The sequence below is a fragment of the Streptococcus sp. SN-1 genome, from assembly GCF_041154385.1.
GTDB lineage: Bacteria > Bacillota > Bacilli > Lactobacillales > Streptococcaceae > Streptococcus > Streptococcus mitis_CT.
On record NZ_AP028929.1, the window covers coordinates 1,266,903 to 1,286,413 of the forward strand.

At 39.1% G+C, this 19,511-nt stretch carries 21 protein-coding genes and 1 pseudogene; 9 read left to right on the forward strand and 13 right to left on the reverse strand.

Annotated elements, in window-relative coordinates; all coding sequences use genetic code 11:
* Positions 1–164: 164 nt before the first annotated feature.
* Positions 165–1,682 carry an ATP-binding cassette domain-containing protein gene (locus ACAM22_RS05620; RefSeq protein WP_369606493.1) on the forward strand — a complete coding sequence of 506 codons (1,518 nt, stop codon included), beginning with the start codon at positions 165–167 and terminating at the stop codon, positions 1,680–1,682.
* A gap of 302 nt (positions 1,683–1,984) precedes the next feature.
* On the opposite strand, the gene ACAM22_RS05625 is transcribed toward ACAM22_RS05620, so the two are convergent.
* The 10 genes and pseudogenes from ACAM22_RS05625 to ACAM22_RS05670 all read right to left on the reverse strand — a co-directional run bounded on the left by ACAM22_RS05625 (position 1,985) and on the right by ACAM22_RS05670 (position 14,203).
* On the reverse strand, positions 1,985–5,485 hold the full coding sequence (locus ACAM22_RS05625; protein WP_369606494.1) for a pneumococcal-type histidine triad protein: 3,501 nt from the start codon (positions 5,483–5,485) through the stop codon (positions 1,985–1,987).
* 256 nt (positions 5,486–5,741) lie between these two features.
* Complete coding sequence (gene ciaH, locus ACAM22_RS05630; RefSeq protein ID WP_369606495.1) at positions 5,742–7,076, reverse strand: two-component system sensor histidine kinase CiaH; 1,335 nt, start codon at positions 7,074–7,076, stop codon at positions 5,742–5,744.
* Positions 7,066–7,740 (reverse strand): two-component system response regulator CiaR, encoded by a 675-nt coding sequence (gene ciaR / locus ACAM22_RS05635; RefSeq protein WP_369606496.1) that lies wholly within the window; start codon positions 7,738–7,740, stop codon positions 7,066–7,068. The genes ciaH and ciaR overlap by 11 nt, the downstream gene beginning before the upstream one ends.
* A 214-nt stretch (positions 7,741–7,954) precedes the next feature.
* Positions 7,955–10,501, reverse strand: coding sequence for a M1 family metallopeptidase (locus ACAM22_RS05640; protein ID WP_369606497.1), 2,547 nt, complete (start codon positions 10,499–10,501; stop codon positions 7,955–7,957).
* 120 nt (positions 10,502–10,621) lie between these two features.
* Complete coding sequence (locus tag ACAM22_RS05645) at positions 10,622–11,062, reverse strand: ASCH domain-containing protein (protein ID WP_261050081.1); 441 nt, start codon at positions 11,060–11,062, stop codon at positions 10,622–10,624.
* Entirely contained in the window at positions 11,004–11,906 is a 903-nt protein-coding gene (locus ACAM22_RS05650; RefSeq protein WP_261050412.1) for a putative PEP-binding protein, read from the reverse strand. Before ACAM22_RS05650 ends, ACAM22_RS05645 begins: the two co-directional genes overlap by 59 nt.
* Positions 11,884–12,024: pseudogene (locus tag ACAM22_RS05655) on the reverse strand (NUDIX hydrolase); the annotation flags it as partial. The gene ACAM22_RS05650 and the pseudogene ACAM22_RS05655, both read right to left, overlap by 23 nt.
* A 10-nt stretch (positions 12,025–12,034) precedes the next feature.
* Positions 12,035–12,733 (reverse strand): 3-oxoacyl-ACP reductase, encoded by a 699-nt coding sequence (locus ACAM22_RS05660; protein WP_261050083.1) that lies wholly within the window; start codon positions 12,731–12,733, stop codon positions 12,035–12,037.
* Complete coding sequence (locus tag ACAM22_RS05665) at positions 12,726–12,962, reverse strand: DUF2829 domain-containing protein (protein WP_261050086.1); 237 nt, start codon at positions 12,960–12,962, stop codon at positions 12,726–12,728. The genes ACAM22_RS05660 and ACAM22_RS05665 overlap by 8 nt, the downstream gene beginning before the upstream one ends.
* Positions 12,963–13,057: 95 nt before the next feature.
* Entirely contained in the window at positions 13,058–14,203 is a 1,146-nt protein-coding gene (locus tag ACAM22_RS05670; RefSeq protein ID WP_261050088.1) for a site-specific integrase, read from the reverse strand.
* Positions 14,204–14,508: 305 nt separating this feature from the next.
* On the opposite strand from ACAM22_RS05670, the gene ACAM22_RS05675 reads away from it, so the two are divergent.
* A complete protein-coding gene (locus tag ACAM22_RS05675) occupies positions 14,509–14,694 on the forward strand; it encodes a PGDYG domain-containing protein (RefSeq protein WP_261050090.1) in 186 nt (61 codons plus the stop codon).
* Here the strand turns inward: ACAM22_RS05675 and ACAM22_RS05680 are convergent.
* Genes ACAM22_RS05680 through ACAM22_RS05690 form a run of 3 tightly spaced genes read right to left on the reverse strand, consistent with a single transcriptional unit; the run spans position 14,686 to position 16,178 of the window.
* Positions 14,686–15,084, reverse strand: coding sequence for a TIR domain-containing protein (locus ACAM22_RS05680; RefSeq protein WP_261050091.1), 399 nt, complete (start codon positions 15,082–15,084; stop codon positions 14,686–14,688). The genes ACAM22_RS05675 and ACAM22_RS05680 overlap by 9 nt on opposite strands.
* Before the next feature lie 2 nt (positions 15,085–15,086).
* Positions 15,087–15,515, reverse strand: coding sequence for a DUF4231 domain-containing protein (locus tag ACAM22_RS05685; protein ID WP_261050093.1), 429 nt, complete (start codon positions 15,513–15,515; stop codon positions 15,087–15,089).
* A gap of 33 nt (positions 15,516–15,548) precedes the next feature.
* Positions 15,549–16,178: a helix-turn-helix transcriptional regulator gene (locus ACAM22_RS05690; RefSeq protein WP_261050094.1), complete on the reverse strand. Its 630-nt coding sequence runs from the start codon at positions 16,176–16,178 to the stop codon at positions 15,549–15,551.
* Positions 16,179–16,329: 151 nt separating this feature from the next.
* On the opposite strand from ACAM22_RS05690, the gene ACAM22_RS05695 reads away from it, so the two are divergent.
* From ACAM22_RS05695 to ACAM22_RS05725, 7 genes are all read left to right on the forward strand, one after another.
* Positions 16,330–16,536: a helix-turn-helix transcriptional regulator gene (locus tag ACAM22_RS05695; protein WP_000277811.1), complete on the forward strand. Its 207-nt coding sequence runs from the start codon at positions 16,330–16,332 to the stop codon at positions 16,534–16,536.
* A 62-nt stretch (positions 16,537–16,598) separates the two neighbouring features.
* Positions 16,599–17,099 (forward strand): hypothetical protein, encoded by a 501-nt coding sequence (locus ACAM22_RS05700; RefSeq protein WP_261050095.1) that lies wholly within the window; start codon positions 16,599–16,601, stop codon positions 17,097–17,099.
* Positions 17,100–17,417: 318 nt separating this feature from the next.
* The gene (locus ACAM22_RS05705) at positions 17,418–17,870 is read left to right on the forward strand and encodes a hypothetical protein (protein ID WP_261050098.1); all 453 of its coding nucleotides are present in this window, start codon (positions 17,418–17,420) and stop codon (positions 17,868–17,870) included.
* A complete protein-coding gene (locus tag ACAM22_RS05710; protein WP_261050100.1) occupies positions 17,867–18,082 on the forward strand; it encodes a hypothetical protein in 216 nt (71 codons plus the stop codon). Before ACAM22_RS05705 ends, ACAM22_RS05710 begins: the two co-directional genes overlap by 4 nt.
* The gene (locus tag ACAM22_RS05715; protein ID WP_261050101.1) at positions 18,079–18,438 is read left to right on the forward strand and encodes a DNA-binding protein; all 360 of its coding nucleotides are present in this window, start codon (positions 18,079–18,081) and stop codon (positions 18,436–18,438) included. Before ACAM22_RS05710 ends, ACAM22_RS05715 begins: the two co-directional genes overlap by 4 nt.
* Positions 18,413–18,691, forward strand: coding sequence for a MerR family transcriptional regulator (locus tag ACAM22_RS05720; RefSeq protein ID WP_261050109.1), 279 nt, complete (start codon positions 18,413–18,415; stop codon positions 18,689–18,691). The genes ACAM22_RS05715 and ACAM22_RS05720 overlap by 26 nt, the downstream gene beginning before the upstream one ends.
* 10 nt (positions 18,692–18,701) lie before the next feature.
* A complete protein-coding gene (locus ACAM22_RS05725; protein ID WP_369606498.1) occupies positions 18,702–19,511 on the forward strand; it encodes a DnaD domain protein in 810 nt (269 codons plus the stop codon).

Here is a 19,511-nt window from a genome sequence, read left to right on the forward strand (position 1 = left end):
CTGACGAAGTCAGTTACATATATCTACGGTAAGGTGACGCTGACGTGGTTTGAAGAGATTTTTGAAGAGTATTAATAGAGTTTTTTTGACATAAACTTTGACTCTACTAGATAAAGTAGAGCTTTTTGTTATGCACTATGGACATTCTAGAAAGGGCAATTCATATGATAAAAATCAATCACCTGACCATCACTCAAAACAAAGATTTACGAGACCTTGTCTCAGACTTAAACATGAGCATTCAAGACGGAAAGAAGGTCGCTATTATTGGCGAAGAAGGAAATGGCAAATCAACCTTGCTTAAAACTTTAATGGGGGAAGCTTTGCCTGATTTCACTATAAAGGGAGACATCCAGTCTGACCATCATTCTCTGGCCTACATTCCTCAAAAACTTCCCGAGAAGCTGAAAAAGAGAAGTCTACACGACTACTTCTTTTTAGATTCTATTGATTTAGACTACAGCATTCTTTATCGTTTGGCGGAGGAGTTACACTTTGATAGCAACCGTTTCGCTAGCGATCAAGAGATTGGCAGTCTATCAGGGGGCGAAGCTTTGAAAATTCAGCTCATCCATGAGTTAGCCAAACCCTTTGAGATTCTATTTTTAGATGAACCTTCAAATGACCTAGACCTTGAAACGGTTGATTGGCTAAAAAGACAGATACAGAAGATGAGGCAAACCGTTATTTTCATTTCCCATGATGAGGACTTTCTTTCTGAAACGGCAGACACTATTGTTCACTTGCGACTGGTCAAGCACCGTAAAGAAGCGGAAACACTAGTAGAGCATTTAGACTATGATAGTTATAGTGAGCAGAGAAAGGCTAATTTTGCCAGACAAAGCCAGCAAGCAGCCAACGACCAAAGAGCCTACGATAAAACCATGGAAAAACATCGGCGAGTCAAGCAAAATGTAGAAACTGTGCTTCGAGCTACTAAAGACAGTACTGCCGGTCGCCTATTGGCTAAAAAGATGAAAAATGTCCTCTCTCAAGAAAAACGCTTTGAAAAGACAGCTCAGTCCATGACCCAAAAGCCACTTGAAGAGGAACAAATCCAACTTTTCTTTTCAGACATTCAACCATTACCTGCTTCTAAAGTTTTAATCCAACTGGAAAAAGAAAATTTGTCTATTGGCGAGCGAGTTTTGGTTCAAGAACTACGACTAACTGTCCGTGGACAAGAAAAAATCGGTATTATCGGCCCAAATGGTATTGGAAAATCGACTCTGCTAGCCAAGTTTCAACAGCTGCTTAGCGCCAAAAGAGAAATTTCGCTTGGTTTTATGCCACAAGATTACCACAAAAAACTGCAATTGGATTTATCACCAATAGCCTATTTCAGCAAAACTGGGGAAAAAGAGGAACTACAAAAAATCCAATCTCACTTAGCCAGTCTCAATTTCAGTTATCCAGAAATGCAGCATCAAATTCGCTCCTTATCTGGCGGACAACAGGGTAAACTCCTGCTTTTGGATTTAGTCTTGTGCAAACCAAACTTTCTCCTGTTGGATGAACCTACACGAAACTTTTCTCCAACTTCTCAACCCCAAATCAGAAAACTCTTTGCAACCTATCCAGGCGGTATCATCACTGTTTCGCATGACCGTCGTTTCTTAAAAGAGGTCTGTTCAAGCATCTACCGCCTGACAGAACACGGTCTGGAGGTCGTTAATTTATAAGATTCATACTCATGAGGATAATTCTTTGCTTTGGAACGCTATTTAAACATTATAATCAGTGAATAAATCTTATATCCACATTCAAGTCAATAATTTCTTGTAATCAACTCTAAATAGACGGATAAAAACTACTTCTAACTATCAAAAAACGAGCACCTCCTCAGTTGGAAATGCTCGTTTTCTTATGTTGTCATGGTTTATAATTACAATGAGAAATAGGAAACAGCCTTGAATGGGAAAATCTCCTAGATCTACAACCACAAACTTTTTATCTACCAACTTTTTTATTCTACTGGTTTTTCTTAATTTCCAGTATTTGTTGTAGATTCTGTTGTTTCCTTTTCTGGAACTGATTCAGCAGATTTAGAATCTGTTGCGTTGCTCGGTTTGTTTTCGTCGCTGGCAGTTTCACTATTAGATTCTGCAGCTACTGATGTTTCAGTTTCGGGACTGGTCTTATCAGTATTTGCTTCAGCATTTGTTGCAGGAGTTGCTTCTTCACTTGCGCTAGCTTTTGACTTTATTTCTTGATTCAAGACTAGAATAGCTTTTGTCAATTCAAGTAAAGCAGCTTTATCTTTACTCTTAGCAGAAAGTTGATCTAGTAGAGTATCCACCTTATCAAAGTCCTCATCAGAACCCTTATTGTTTTCTAAGTAAGCGTGAAGTGACATGAGGATATCGTAAAGTTTTTGATAGAGTACAAGTGTCTGAGGATCTTGCTCAGCATTTTCTTTCTCTTGTTGAAGGGCACTAGCGATACGAGTCAAGACATCTTTCACCTGGCTGTTTACTTCATCCAAATCTGCATCAGCCTTATTTGTGGCAGCTTTGAGATTTTCTACTTCTTCCGCCAAGGATTGTCTGATTCCTTCTTCTTGGATTTGCTCTAAGAGTTGAGTTGCCTTGCTCAAGAGACTTTCTACTTGTTCCTTGCTGACATGATTCACATGCTCTTCAGGCATAAAGTCTCCATACAATTCTTTCAAGAAGCCATAAATAGCTGTCTTGGCACTTTGATTATCAACTTTTTCAGTATCTAGAACTGTCTGACTTGATTTCGCAGTAGTTGGCTGAGCTTTCAGAGCTTCTTCCACTTCTTGTTTTGCCTGATAGATACTTGGGAATAATTTGTTCAATTCTGCTGCCTTAAGGAAGGATTGAGATTGATACAAGGTCCAAGTCAACTGAGCCACTTTGTTTCGAAGTTCATCACTCAAACGACCGTCATTTACGTGTTCGTAGAAGTACTTGATGTATTCAACTGTTGTAACACCTGTTCGATCATTAAAGTCTTGAAGAGCTTGAAGTTGTGATTCAACCGCTACTAAAGCAGCCTCATCTTTAGCCAATTTAGCTTCTTGAAGTCGAACAAGAAGGTCTTTCTTAGGAAGTCCATAAGAATCTGTATCTAGTGTATTGATTTTATCAATCAAGGCTTGATATTTTTTATCTAAAGCACTTGTTTCAGTAGGCTTGACACTCTCATCAATATGGATATATTGCTTATCAAAGAGATCAAGTGTCGCAAGATAACCTGCTGTAGAGTTAGTTGCCAGTTTCTTCATGTTTTCAGTAAACTGACCTAAGGCTAACTCAATCTGTCTTTGTTCGATAGGCTTGTCTTTGTAGATACTTCTGCTATCAGCTAGAAGTTGATCTACTTTTTCCAAGACTGCCTTCTCATCAAAAGCTCCAGGTTGATAATTGGATTGTAGGGCTGGAATCTTGTTTTTCAAAGCTACTTCATAGCCCTTCGTTTGAACCTTGATGTAGTGATTGTGGTCGCCATGAGGAATCACAAAACTACCATTTTCTACCTGTAAACTATAAGGAGACACACCATCTCGCAAAGCAGTAGTATAAAGTTCATTTAGGAAATCAAGTTCTGGATTGCCAGTTTGAAGAGGAATCCGAACGTGTTCCTTACGAACAGCATAGGGATGGATATGAGTTGGATCGTAGGCTTGGTCTGGATTTCCAAAAACAAAGAATCCGTTTGAAATTCTAATAGCTTCAAGTGGAACGCCATAAGTTTTAGAGATATAAGCAATCTTTTCTTCATCACTAGCATCTCTTGAGAAAGACTCTACCGTTTTAGCAAGAGGTTTTACAGGTTCTACATCATGATGTGTTTTCAGATGATCCTGTGCGGCCTTAATTTGCTCTGCTGTCAAATCTTTCTTAAAGAAGAAATGATTGTGATCTCCGTGTGACATGACAAAGCCTTGTTCATCCTCACTGATGACACGATTGGCATCAAAACCGTGATCATGGTTTTCATCATGATGGTGTCCATGATGATCTTCATCATGAGCTGGATTTGGTGTTGCTGGATTTGCACCTTTCAAGTGGTCTTGTGCTGCCTTGATTTGATCAGCAGTCAAATCCTTCTTGAAGAAGTAATGATTGTGGTCACCATGACTCATGATAAATCCTGCTTCATCTTCCGCAATAATACGATTAGCATCAAAGCCGTGCCCATCTTCTTCATGTTCCTCATGTGAAACACCAGGATTGACTAGAAGTGATGGCGAAGGTATTGTTAGACCATTGTTTGGAAGAGTCGGTTGACCAATTTGATTCGTCTTAGGAATGTAATGGAAATGATCACCATGTCTGACGATATAAGCTGTGGCTGTTTCTTCAACGATATCTTTTGGATTAAAGATATAACCATCAGATGTTGAAGAGAGTTCCTTACTTGTCGTTGAAGAAGAAGGATTGCTTGAAATACTTCCTAGACTAGACGCTACTTCATGAGGTTTTTCATTTGTAGAAACTGTAGAAACAGTTCCACCGATAGGCACCATTCTAGCAAGCTTTTCTTCTAAAGGAGAGAGCTTGCTGTAAGGAATAAAGTGGTAATGGTCGCCATGCGGAATCGCAACTCCATTTGGCGTACGGCTGATAATCTTAGCAGGGTCAAAAACCAGACCGTCTGATTCACTGTAACGTTGGTCGCTAGGTGAATCGTAGAGTTCTTTCAATAGACTTTGGAGATTTTCAGCCTTACCTTCTGGCTTGCTAGTTGATCCTTGTGCTACAGATTGCGTGTTATTGTCACTAGCTGCTGAAGAATAGCTTAACTGACTTGGTTGCGTATTTTTGCCAGCTAAATGAGCTTTAGCAGCAGCTAACTCACTAGCAGACAAATCACTTTTTGGGATATAGTGGTAGTGACCTCCGTGAGGAACGATATAAGCATCACTCGTATCTTCGATAATATCAGCTGGATTAAAGACATAACCATCATCTGTCGTATAGCGTCCCTGAGACCTTGCTACAGCAACATCTGAACTGACCTTCTCATTATCTTTGACATGTTCTTGTTTTTGACGATTGATTTCATCTTTGGTTCGAACATTATCAGCATGAGCTGCATCTTTCAGGTAGACATAATATTTTCCATCGACCTTGATGATATAACCACCTTTGATCTCATTGACAATATCTCCATCCTTAAGTTGATAGTTTGGATCCTTCATCAAGAGTTCTTCACTAAAGAGGGCATCATAAGGAACTTTCCCATTATAGTAATGATAGTGGTCACCGTGTGACGTCACATAGCCCTGATCTGTAATTTTGATGACAATTTGCTCAGCCTGAATTCCTTCTTTTTGGCTAACCTGATCTGGTGTCAGGTTTTCAGTTTTCTGACTTGACTGGCTACCATCCACATAAGAGACACGATTATCGTCCTTATTTTCCTGCGAGCGATGCTGGTTCAGTGCATAGGCACAAAGACTCAAGGATACGATAACAGCTGATCCAGCTGCTATATACTTTTTACTGAATTTCATAAATCCCTCATTTCAATAAATGATGAAGCTTTTTCTTAACTTCCTTTACTTGATTAAATAGTTTTCTAAATTGGTTATTTAACCAATTAATTAACCAGTAAATAGTTTACATTTTTTAAGTTTATCTGTCAAGATTTTTATGTTATTTTAATCATGCCCCCCATAAAACGGATGGTTTGCCTGTATCACACCTGACTTAGCGAAACGGACTGAAAGTCACGTAATCCAAAATATCGCCCCGTCTGGAGCGATATTTTTATTTTTTCTTTTTAGATGGTGTGTGGATAGCAATCTTCACTTCAAAGATTGTTCCCTTTGGTTTATTATCTTTAACAGTAATGGTTCCTTTAAGCGCATCTACAATTTGCTTGGCCAGAGATAATCCTAAACCAAATCCACCTTTTTGGCGGGTTCTAGCCTTGTCCACTCGATAAAAACGATCAAAAATTTTCTTCTTATCTTCTGTCGAAATACCGACTCCATTATCAGAAACAAGTAAATACAGATTGCGATCGGTCGCCGAGATAAGAAAATCAATTTCACCATCCTCTTCAGTATACTTGACAGCATTATCAAATAAGATGGTCATCAGTTGTTTCAGAAGAAGCTGGTCTGTGACAATCGTGCGATGAATCCGATTTTCAAAACGGAAGACACGATCATTTTCCGAAGCAATCATCTCATAGTTTGTGAAAGTCGTATTGAAAAAACTAGTTGGAACTTCTGCAAGTTCTGGCTTAATGCCATCATCTCTACGAGCTAAGTTCAACAAGTTTGTTGTCAAAAAACGCATATTTCGGACTTCTTCTAAACTAGAGGCAATGCTTTCGCTCACATCCATAATGGTAGCTTCCGGCTTACGGAAAAGGGTCTCTAAACGATTTTGCAGAACTGCAAGTGGGGTTCGTAACTCATGACTGGCATTTTCCACGAAGGACTGTTGCTTCTGCATGCTCTCAAGCAGGGGCCGAACACTGACCCTAGCTAGATAGAGACTGGCAAGCAAAGACAAAATCCAGAAACTTGTCATCACAATCACAATCAATTTCTCGTGCTTTTGACTGGCCTGCTCCAACTGACTGGTATTAATCAAGATAGCTGCATACTTGATATTGGTTGAAACCGAACTGATATTGGTTTCCATCAATATCATGCGATAGATTTCTTCTTGTCCATAGCTATTAAAAACCTGAATCTGATAGATATGGCCTAGTTCTTTCTTTTCTAACTTAATTTTATCCAATCCCAAAAATCGATTTCCAGAAAGGAGTTGGGTAAAATTTTTATCAAAAAGAATGACTTCTGTGTTAGAACTGACATTGGGTTTCACCTCAGTCTTGCTAGTATCTGTGGCAGCATTCTCTAAATCTTTAATCTCTTCTGTTGCCCTATTCACTGCCAGCTGAATAACTGCCTGAGGATTTTCACTCAGTCCATGAAGCTTATCATCCACCGAAGTATAAAGACTCGAATGCATGACCTGTAAAATAATCAAGGTCATGGTGGAGAAAATCAGAGTGAAGACACCGAAGTTGCGAATAAAGTAACTAAAGTCATCCGCATACCATGTTTTTTTTAGTTTACTGAACATCTTTTAAAATATACCCAACACTGCGCAAGGTTTGCAAATTCTCTGCAAAAGTGGTTCCTTTTAATTTCTTACGAATTTTTGAAACATAGACTTCGACAACTGAAATTGTTGTGTCACTATCAAATCCCCATAGACGATCAAAAATCTGAGTCTTAGGCAAAATAACATTTTGATTTTGAAGGAAATAAACCAGTAAATCAAACTCTTTCCCCAGCAATTCGACAGGAGTATCTTCGACTTTAACGGTATTGGTTGACAAATTAACTACAATATTTCCATAAGTCAAGCTGTTTTCATTAAATTTACCTGAACGTTTGAGAAGGGCCTGAATCCGCATTTTGAGTTCTTCTAGGTAGAAAGGTTTGGTCAAATAATCATCCGCTCCCAATTCAAATCCGTGTCCCTTGTCATCCAAACTTTCCTTGGCAGTCATAATCAGAACTGGTGTCGTAATTCCCTTTTCACGCAATTCTTTCAAGACTTGGAAACCATTTTTTTCAGGTAACATCAAATCGAGCAAAATCAAGTCATAGACGCCACTCTCAGCTTCGTAGAGACCTTCTTCTCCATCAAATACCTGCATGACATCTGCAAAATCGTCTAAAAAGTCAAATACTGAATTTGACAGGCCTAAGTCATCCTCAACCAATAAGATTTTTATCATGAGAAACTCCTCCTTATTAAAACCATTATACCAAATTTGCCTTAAAAAAAACTCAACTCTCTGCATTTTATACTCAATGAAAATCAAAGAGCAAACTAGGAAGCTAGCCGCAGGCTGTACTTGAGTACGGTAAGGCGACGCTGACGTGGTTTGAATTTGATTTTCGAAGAGTTTTACATGAGATAGCTGAGTTTTCTTTTTATTTTAGGCTTATTTATGCGTTTCCGTATTGAAGAACGACTACTTCCACTGCAGCTTTTTCACGGTTAATCAAGTCAACACGCGCTGCAATTTCCTTGATTCCCATACCGATGTTACGGCTAAGAGCAAGGTCTGAAAGTTGTGGCTCAAAAAATTCCTTGTACTCTGCCAAACGTTGCTGAGTCTTAAATACATGCGCAGGAAGGATAACAAAGCTATCAAAGCTCATATCTCCTCCAAGAGCTGCCTTAATCCAAGCCCAGTTTTCACGCGCCCAAGACCAAGCTGTTTCCTGAGTTGCTTGGTGAGCTAGGAATTGGTAATACCAAGCAGACAAGTCCTGCGGTTTAACCACAAATTTGTCCTTCCAAGCAGCAATCAAGGTTTGGATATTATCCGCATCTGTACTGTATGCAAGAGCTGCTGCCAACTGGCGTTTAAAGACAGCATCTGTTGCATGAGTATAAGTATCAAGATAAAGTGCTAACAAGTCTTTTGTCTCATGATGTTTCATCTCATTGATCAGAACTTGTGAGCGAATAGCTGCTGGAAGTCCTGCAAGATTCTCCTTGTGAGCTGCGAAGATTTGGCTAGCGACTTGACTAGATTCTGCATCATTTGAGCGAATCATCATAGAAACAGCCAACTGACGAACCAATTCATCCTCATCTGATTCTCCGTCTTTAGCTTCAAAACCAAGACGGTCATAGTTGTGACGAGCCAATTTAGCAACCAATGCTTTGAAGGCTCTTTCAGCTTCTGTTCCTTCATCGATAAAGCGCTCAAGGGCAGAAATGACTTCAGAAACAGCTGAAACGACAAGGTAAGATTCTTCCTTAGCAAGTTTATCAAGAACTGGGAGCAAGTCAGCATAAGAAATGTGCCCTGCTTCAGCAAGCAAACGACGTTCTTGGACGATTTGCAATTTGCTTGTGTTATCAAGATCAACTAGGTCAGCAAGAACAGCATCTAACAAGTCTCCTTGATAGTCTGTAATGTAGTGAGCTGTATTTTCAGTATTGAGACGAAGAGCTCCTTCATTTTCAGCAAGAAGAGCTGCGTAGCCAGGGATTTCGATACTTTCAGTTTCAAGTGTATCAGGTAAACCTTTCCAGTTGCTGTTTAGTGGCACAACCCAGAGACGGTTCTTATCTTCGTTCTCACCGATGAAGAATTGTTTTTGTGAAATCTTCAAAACATCATTTTCAACTTTAACAGTGAGAACTGGGTAACCAGGCTGTTCCAACCAAGAATCCATGAAGGCTGAAACATCACGGCCAGATGCTTGACCAAGAGCATCCCAAAGGTCACGACCAATGGTGTTGCTGTACTGATGTTTTTCAAAGTAGGCATGCAAACCTTTGGCAAAATCGGCATCACCTAGCCAACGACGAAGCATGTGCATGAGGCGACTTCCTTTGGCATAGACGATAGCTCCGTCAAAGAGCGTATTAATTTCATCTGGATGTTTAACTTCGACGTGGACAGACTGAACACCATCAGTCGCATCGCGTTCAAGAGCGTGAGGCACTCCACCTGTTTGGAAATCTTCAAAGATATTCCAGCTTGGCTCAATGGCATCTACACAGACATATTCCATCATATTGGCAAAGCTTTCATTGAGCCAAAGGTCATCCCACCATTTCATAGTTACGAGGTTACCAAACCATTGGTGAGCCAATTCATGGGCCACAACAAGGGCAACTTGTTGACGGCTGGCAAAGGTAGAGTTCTCATCCACAACCAAGTAAACTTCACGGTAGGTCACAAGACCCCAGTTTTCCATAGCTCCAGCTGAGAAGTCAGGAAGGGCGATGTGGAGAGATTGAGGGATTGGGTACTTAACTCCATAGTAATCTTCGTAAAACTCGATAGAGCGAACAGCAATATCCAGTGAGAAATCAAGGTTAGATAGTGGGTGGGCTTTCGTTGAGTAAACACCTACAAGAGTACCGTTTTTAGTCTTAGCCGTCACACCTTGCAAATCACCCGCAACAAAGGCCAACAAGTAAGAAGACATGCGAGGTGTTGTCTCAAACTTCCAGATACCTGTTTCCTTACGATTTTCAACATCGATTTCTGGCATATTAGACAAGGCCAATTCACCTTCTGCTTGGTCAAAACGTAGAGAGAGGTCAAAAGTTGCTTTGGCTTCTGGCTCATCCACACATGGGAAAGCTTCGCGCGCAAAATGGCTCTCGAACTGAGTAGACAAGACTTCCTTCTTGACTCCATCAACTGTGTAATAAGAAGGATAAATCCCTGTCATGTTGTCTGTGATTTTACCAGAAAAGGCGATAACCACTTCAACTTGACCTGCTTCCGCAAGTTCAATATGAAGGGCTTCATTTTCATGGTCAACTGTAAATGGACGAGCTTGACCTGCAAGTTCTACAGAAGCGATTTCCAAGTCTTTTTGATGAAGGGAAATGCGGTCACTCTGTGCTTGCCCAGTGATGGACACTTTCCCTGAAAACGTCTTGGTCTCACGACTCAAGTCTAAAAATAAATCATAATGTTCAGGAACAAATTGCTTAATAAAATGTTCAACTGCTTGCATAGTTTTCTCCTATCTAAGTTTAAGAGCTGCTACTCTTCTTCAAACAAACTTATTATATCATGTTTTGTCTAAGAAAAAAGGATTGGACAGCGATTTCCAAAACTTTCTTCCTTCTACAGTCTACAGGGGGTAGACCTTGCGAAATTCTTCTAAAACAACCTTACTTTCAGGTGTAAAAATCAATCCTGCTTCACCCAAACAGTCTGTGAAAAAGTCCTCATGAACCTGGCGCCAATAGACAAGTGTCTTATCTCCCTCACCTTCCTTATAGGCATGGTCAGCAGAAACTTTATTAAAGGGTTCAACAGAAACCTTTGTAATTTCGACAATACAGACAGCCTGATCTTGGCTATCTAAAATGATGTCAAAGGTACCTTCTTGCGGAAGAGACTCGCCTTCTAGTGCGTAGAGGTCATAGGCTGAAGCTGTTGCTGTCTTTTCGCCTCTTAGGACTAAATCTGCCAAGAGATCGGCTTCTACTCCAAAAGCCCAAGCATCTATTTCATCTCCGATCGAAGGATTGATTTCCTTGTATGCATTCCACATTTCTTGCGGTGTCATGGGTGCTCCTTTGTAATTTTTTACTTTCTTCTTTTATGTGTTTAAGATGATCTGGGTGGTCAATTTCTAAATTAAAAATCTCCGGAATAGAGCTGTAATGGAGAATGCATTCAATACCCATCTGATTCATTTTTTGTATGAAAGAAGTATTCAGATAGCCTGCTACAGCAAAATCAATCTTATTCTTCCTTGCTTTATCCTGCATCTGTCTCAACATATCTAACATTATTGGACTTTCCTTATCATGCCATTGACTGTTTCTCACAGTGGCAAAAACAAAAGAAGTCAAATCATTCATTCCAACTACAATCTTTGAAATGCCCGTTTCCAGTATCCTATCCAAGTCAAAATACGCTGACGGTAATTCAATCATCGTGGCAATTTTCCCAGTAAAACCCTGCTGATGCAATACTGTAATAGCTTGTTTTAATTGGTCGGCATCATTGACAAAAGGAAAGATAACAGATAGATTGGGATTGGTTTGATAAACTTCTGTAACGACATGTGCTTCAGCCTGAAATTCATCCGGACACGCCAGCAAACGCCTAGTTCCTCTATATCCAAATAAGGGATGATTTTCATCAAAATACTCTTTAGTCCCCTCTAAACAATTGGCTTCTGTATTCGTTAATTCAGTAAAACGATACCAAACTTCTTCATCTGAGTACAAGGAGCAAATAGTGTCTAGATAATCTTTTACAAATTGCTGGCAACTTGGTAATAGTATGTTTTGGTTGAGCTCTCTCAACAAGTATTCCCCACGAATCATTCCAATGTGGTGAAATACTTGAGGATAAACTTTTTCAAGAATTTTTTCTCCACTAAGAGCAAGTTGGTTTTTCATCATTCACCTTCCAATTCATGTAAGAAGTATTGCCCAGTTCTGGAAACCCTAATAATTCAGACTTAACCTTCAAGACTAATGGCCATGCATTTTCTTCTGTGATTTCTTGAATATCCATCTAACTCCTCCTACTTCAAAGACCAGCCACCATCTATTGTCAAGATTTGTCCTTGCATGGCGCTTGCTTTTCTACTTGCTAAGAAAAGGCTGATCTCTGCTACTTCCTCTGGCTCAATCCAGCGTTTGATTGGAGTTTCACTAGCCACCCAGTCCGCTAAACCACCTGGTTCAAAGTCGGCAGCAGTCATACCCGTCTTGACTGCTCCTGGAGCGATACCAAAGACCTGAATCCCAGCTTCAGCATAGTCTAGAGCCAACTGCTTGGTAAATCCAGCCAAGGCATGCTTAGAGGAAGTATAGGCGTGTCCACCACCGCCTGCTAAGCTAGAAGCGATGGAACACATATTGATAATGGTCCCTTTTTTATTATCCAGCATTTGCGTCAAATAATACCGAGTCAACTCAACTGGAGTCACGTAGTTTATTTCAAAAATCTCTTGAATTTCCTGAGCTGATTGTTCTAAAAGTGGTTTATAATCATCCAAAACTCCAGCAGTATTGCACAAAACATCCACCTGAGGACACCAATCAAAAACAGGTTCCAAGTCCAAGGTCAAATCTCTCTGTAAAAAGTAGAAATCACCATCTAAGAGTGGATCTTCACCTTGGTCCACTCCATAAACTTGAAAGCCATTCTCTAAAAAGAGTCGAGCCTGAGCTAGTCCAATACCAGAACTCACTCCTGTAATGAGTACACGTTTAGTCATGCACTTCTACCCAATCCGTCGCCAAAACATCACAAGGTGTCGGGCTCCACATGGAAAAACCTTCTCCTTCTCCAGACACGTTGATTAGGAAATAGGGCGTCACTTCAAGTGCAACCCCTTTTTGTTCAATGGTGTCAAAAAGTTGGACATAGTTTTCAGCACCTCCCCAACCAGTACGTACATATTTTTTCTTAGACTTTAACCCAGGCAGTATTTCTTCAAATGTCATGTTTTTCTCCTTTGTTGTCTATAAACGTTGATTTAATAAGCTTTTTAGTCAGCCTATGAGTTCTGAAATATAAATTTGTTCACCTTTTTGTGGACTTACAAGCTATTCATGGCTTTTTCAAAATATGAAACCGCCTCTTTTTCTTTATCCGTAGATAGGTGGCTGTATATATCCATGGTCATAGCTAAAGTAGCATGACCTAAACGGTATTGTAATTCTTTATAGCTGATACCAGCATTTAGCAATAAACTAGCGTGAGTATGGCGGAAAGCGTGAAAAGTAAAGCGAGGAATAGAAATCTCAGCACACCGTCGATCTAAAGCCTCCTGTCTGGTTGCCAGATTCTGGTACTCTCTCGTAGGTGTTGCAAACACCACAGACGAAGCACGCGCCCCAGACTGCAAATATAATTGGCGTTGCCTATTCTTGTATAGACGTAGCATGTTGACTGTTTTCTTGTCTATGCTGATTGTCCTAACTCCTGCTTTGCTTTTCGGTGTACCTATTAACTTTAATAATCTACTGTAATTCTTGTTAATGCTTATAGTTCCATTCTCTAAGTCAATATCAGACCATTCCAGGGCTACTACTTCACCGAAACGGCACCCAGTAGCAAGTAAGACGCTATACAGAACATAATCAAGATAATAGCTATATTTCCTAAATGCCAGTTTTTCCATATGGACCAACAGATCCTTTAAATTGTCTGAAGCTATGAACTTGATTGCTGTATTCTCACGTTTAGGCTGTTTAGGAAGAATAATGTCTCTAGCTGGATTGAATGGCAAGAGCTGGAGAGATACCCCATACTGTAAGACACGCCTATTTATTGAATGAACCACGGCATAGTGAACTAGCTGAGTCGATAAATCATTGATAAAGCTTTGTATATAGCTAACAGATAGCTTGGTCAGTTTCAGAGTACCAAAGACAGGTATAAGATGATTGTAGAGCATCCTCTTAGTGTCTAAAAAAGTCTGAGGTTTTACTGTAAGCTGGTAACTGTCTAGCCATAGATCAGCTAACTCTTTATAATTCTTTACAGGTACTACTTTGGTCACTGTACAACCGTTTGATATAAAATCATCTTGCGCGTGCTTTGCTTTCTGCTTGGCCTCTTTTCTTGTCCTACCCGTTACACTTGTTTTAGCTTTCTTCCCTGTTACCTGGTCAACTCCTAGATATACGTTAGCACGGTACACCGTTGTACCGTTTTTCTTTTTGACTTCAGTTATTTGCATGTTTTAAACCTTTCTAAAAAACATCAGCAGGCAAGCTATTATTAAAAAGGTTTTAGATTGTGGTTTAAATCATGCTAGGGCTTCACAGTTTTCCCTGTATTCGATTTTAAGAAGTCAGACGGCAATTGGTACCATAATAAGAAACAAGGCGGATATGGAGCTTATATGGCGTTGAACTCCGAGCGAAAATGAAGAAATTGCAAAATCAAAATTTAAGCCCCATACTAATTGAGATTCTCAGTTGTTCCCATTTTGGAAATACTAATTTTTATGCTATAATAATCAAAAACTCAGGAGGAGAAAGCATGGTTAAAGTTCGTAAGATGCCTGTAGTAGTAGATGCAGTTCAAACTGACATAGAAATGTATATTGAAACTTTAGAAGGTGTCATGAAGGCTTCTCCTGGCGATTGGATTATCACTGGTGTTAACGGAGAGAAATATCCAGTTAAGCCAGATATTTTTCAAAAAACTTATGAGATTTTAAAGTAAGGCTTTTACGATTGCACTTTTCGAAAAATCCATAGCCCATTTAGCTCCCTTGCCATATAAAGAAATAGGTGTATCGTAGTGACGGTTTATTTTAACGGCTACGATTTTTTTATTCATGCTATAGGCGGTTTCGATTTCCCAATTAACCCAGTCTGAGCTTCCAGTATTTCCTCCAACAAGACATAACAAGATATCTGATTCTTTTATTCGGTCTTTTATTACTGATTTGATATAGTTTGCATTAACCGAATTGATAGAAGTTCCGATAGAGGTATCATGAAATTTAATTTCTGGAAAAAAATAATCATTTGCAGACCACGCAACTAGAAGATTCTTGTGCTTAGTTCCTTCGTCGTCTGCCCTGTAACTTACAAAAACTTTATCTGCCATTTCTATTCCTTTCTTTGGGTTGTATCTGTTTGAAGATTAGCCCAGTTTATATTTTCGCTAGATATGATGGTTTCGCAACGCTCAACAAGTAGTGCGAAATCATCTTTTTCGTTTTTATATACACCTGTTCCTGTTAAGAACATATATTTTTCATGCTTTAAAGATTCTGTGGTTCTGCGGTAATCAATCCAATTATCGTGGTGTTTTGAAATTGATATAAAACTTTCGCAAAGTAGCATAATCCCTGCGCAAGCAGCAGAAAAAAATTCAAAGTGAATCGGCTTAGCGATTGCTATCAATGGTATTAAGAATCCCATTGATACCTCTATGTATTTTAGAATCTTAAATCGGTGTTGATGATACTTGCTTTTTGTATCATACCAATCAATTTGATTATCCAGTCTAGATTTTAGATATTCAGCAGGTTCCATCTATTTTCCTTTCTATACACTGAAGTTAAGAAACTAATCATCTTTTCTTATTTTTCTAGATTTTTCCTTAAGATTAGAAATGATATCAGAAGCCCATTCACCGGTTTCAAGGTACTTTTTGATTTTATATGCATAACTGTTTAAAAATGCTATCTGCATTTCTAAATCCATTAATTCTGTACCAGTAGATCCTTCTAAATAAGTTGATAATCCATCCACTGTTTTCTCAAAATAATCTTGCAAGTCTTCAAGACTTTCCAAAGGTTTAGAGGTATTTTTTTGGAACAAATAGATATTAACTATATCTTCTATACCAAAATTTAAGAAGAAAGCCTTGTCAACAACTGCTTGAGTTCTTTGTAAGGCTGGTTTATCAATAGAGGCACCATTAAAAATTTTTTTAAAAAGTTCTTCTACAGCTTCCCAGTTATAATGACTTCCTCCGCGTTCCCCATGTAATAATTGACTTACAGTCATATCTCCAATCTTAGCTATAGACTTTAGACGCTCAGGATTCGGGATAGAAAGCCCGTTTTCCCATCGAGAAACTAGACCTTTTCCTGCTCCAAAGAGCTTCCCGAACTCCTCTAAAGTCATCCCTTTTTCTTGCCGTATGGATTTTATACGAGATCCAATTATTTTTTTATCTTCAATATCATTCATTAATCAAAGCCTCCTGTTTGCTTCAGACATATTGTATCAAACAGAAAGCTAAAAATCCACAAAATGTTTTAAAAAGTTATACAAAAGTGTTGACATTCAATTTGAAATAGACTAAAATTGGTTGCATAAGGTTATAAGAAAGGAGATTGTTATGTACAAACCTAATAAGGTCAGAGGTTATCGCAACATGTTAGGAATGACCCAAAAACAAATGGGTGAAGCACTTGGAATTAGCAAGCAAAGTTATATGAACAAGGAAAAAGGATATGTGACTTTTAAAGATTCTGAAAAACTAGTTTTTAAAAATCTACTGTTATCATTGTTCCCCGACATAAAACTTGAAGATATATTTTTTTAGAAAAAAGGTTATATAATGTTGCACGATACTTTAAACTTAACTCTAAAGAAAGGATTAAAAACATGGAATTAGTCTACATGGACGGTAAGAAAGAGCCGTATACTACGAGTGCAATCATAGCTGAATGTGCTGGAATAAAACACCATGCAATACAGGAACACATTAGAAAACAGATTGGCCGATTGGAGCAATTTGGAAAGGTGTCATTTAAAATGCGACCTTTACAAAGTGGACAACAGACGAAAGACTATATGCAGAGGGCGCTAGAAAAGCCAAAAAGAAAAACACTGCATGACAGTATTGAGAACTGGGAACAAGCACCCAAGCACGCGCATAGCACCATGAACAACTTGCTACTGAAGGCAGTAACCGACAGGAACGCGAAGCAGTTAGGGGAAGAACGTGAGGGCTATAATGGCATTGATAGCTTGACAAGTGACGAGCTGGAGCAATATCAAGCCTTTGAGGACATGGTCATAGCCATGATTGGCTTGAATATGAGTTATCAAGAAATTAAGGCTATGGCATTCAGAAATAAAAAAACACGCCAAGAAAGCGCGTGATTGCAACAAAAAAGGCTTACCGAGACCAATCAGCAAAGCCTTTCGCACTAACACTAAAACGAATTTAACAAAGCAGGCAAGCTATTATTAAAGAGGTTTTAGTAAAGATTTATACCTAGATTATAGCATATTTAGGGCAATTTGACCATACGGAGAGCGCCAACTCTTAAAACTGGTACTTTCTCACGCTCTCAAACTTCGGCGACTCTGGGCGTGGGCAATCGGTATAGTAAAAGGCAAGAAAGACATTAAAAAGCTGTCAAAACATGACAAGCCCTGCAGGGCAATTACATAGACAAAGAAACAGAGGTAAAAAACATGACAGAAACAACATACGATATTATCGCTAAAAGCTTGGATAGAATTAGTATGGAATTACACCAAGCAGACGAAAACAATGATTTTTTAAGAATAGGACTCTTATCAGGACAATTAAAAGCTATCAAAGAAAATTTACACCGCTTACTTTGGATTGAACTTCCTGAATTGAATGAACGCCATAAAATCGAGGCAGTTTCTAAAAGCACTACGGGAATGTTTTTCCACCCTGGTATTTTTGAAATGGACGCTATGCGACAAGCCTTCTTTAAACGCCAAGCCAAGCACTTTTTTGACAACGAAGCAGAGCAACAGGCGTATATAGAACATGCTGAAAAGGAGTATTCGGAGGCTACTATAACCTTAAAAGATATTCTTTTTAATTCTAAAAATGCTAAGCGGAAAGTAAGTAAAGATCATCTTATAGAGCAGTTTGAGGAGGCGATGAAATGAATGAGCTAGATTTAACCAATACACAGGCGGTTATCTTTTCCGTGGTATTGATTGGCTTGCTGATCTATCTAAACTACCGAGACCGCAAAAAAAGCGCCCAAATTGAGAGAGAAAGCAAACAGACGATAGAAACACCTAGCGAGGATTTAAACCCTGATTATGGGCGATATATCCAGCTTGCAGGGGTAAACGTATGGGGAGGAATTGAATGAGTCTAACAATGAATGACAAGCGAGTATTAAGACTAATCAAGGTAGGGGCTGAAAACTCCATAACAGGGGCAGAAATCAGCCTAATCACCAAACTAGCAGAAAGAACCGTCCAGGATATTATCAGCCGTCTGATCACGCGCTACGGTGTTCCTATCGCTGGGGTACGTCACGGAGCTTTTAGAGGCTACTTTATACCAGCTAACAAAGAGGAGCTACTGGATGGAGCAAAGGCATTCTATAACCAGGTACAGGAAGAACAGAAACGCCTAACCGTCCTTTTAAATGCCGATTTAGAGAGTTACAAGCAACTGTTGAAGGGAGCTGATGAACATGTTCAGTTTAAGCAAAGAAAGTGAAAACAGTCTAAAACGTGGCATCTTAAAACTGGTAGAAAACTTTCTAAAAGACTATTTAAAGCCTAAACAACGTATAACAGGGCTAATGACACCTAAACAACTCAAGGAAGAGTTAGAGATAGACTACAATACCTTAAAACGTTGGGAACGTGCAGGGCTCAAAAGGTTCACTCCTCCTATCGAGGATACACGCAAAGTCTTTTATAGAATCGATGATATTCTAATATTTCTAGGAGCTGATAAAGAATCATAAGGAGTAAAACGTGGCAAGAACAAAAATATATTTTTGGCTAAAAATTGATAAGAAATTTTTTGATAATATTTTTATCAAGAGACTAAAGGCTGTACCGGGTGGGTACACCATGACAGTTATTTATATTAGGCTCATGCTAGAGAGCTTAGAGAGTGACTGTATTTTATACTACGAGGGCTACTTTGATAATCTTAAGGAAGAGTTAGCCCTAAAATTAGATGTATCAGAAGATGATATAGATATGACCATGGCATACTTTACAAAATGCGGTTTAATACAGATTGACGAAGATAAAAACGCAGAACTACCCCAGGCTAAAGCCCTGGTACAGCAGGAAACCAACCAAGCAGCATACATGCGAGAATATCGGAAACAGCAACGAGAACAAAAGGAAAATCTTACAATGTTATCTAAAGGTTTAACATTGTCAACTACATGTAAGACAGAGATAGAGATAGAGATAGAGAAAGAGAAAGAGAAAGAGTTAGAAGAAGAGATAGAGAAAAAAACTTCTTCTGCTCCTACTGCTGAAATCTCTAACTATTACCAAAAGCGTATAGGGGTTATGGATGGGCAACAATATCAAATACTGACTGACTATCTCACTCTCGACGGTATAGAGCTAGAGGTTATCAAGACTGCCATAGACAAGGCTGCAGATAACGGCAAGCGATCTTTTAGCTATATCAATTCAATACTCAAGAACTGGCGACAGAATGGTATTAGAACCATGGTACAAGTCGAAGATGAACAGAGACTGTTTCAGCAAAAGAAACAAGGAAAGTCTGATGACGATATTCAAGACCCGTTTATCTACTGA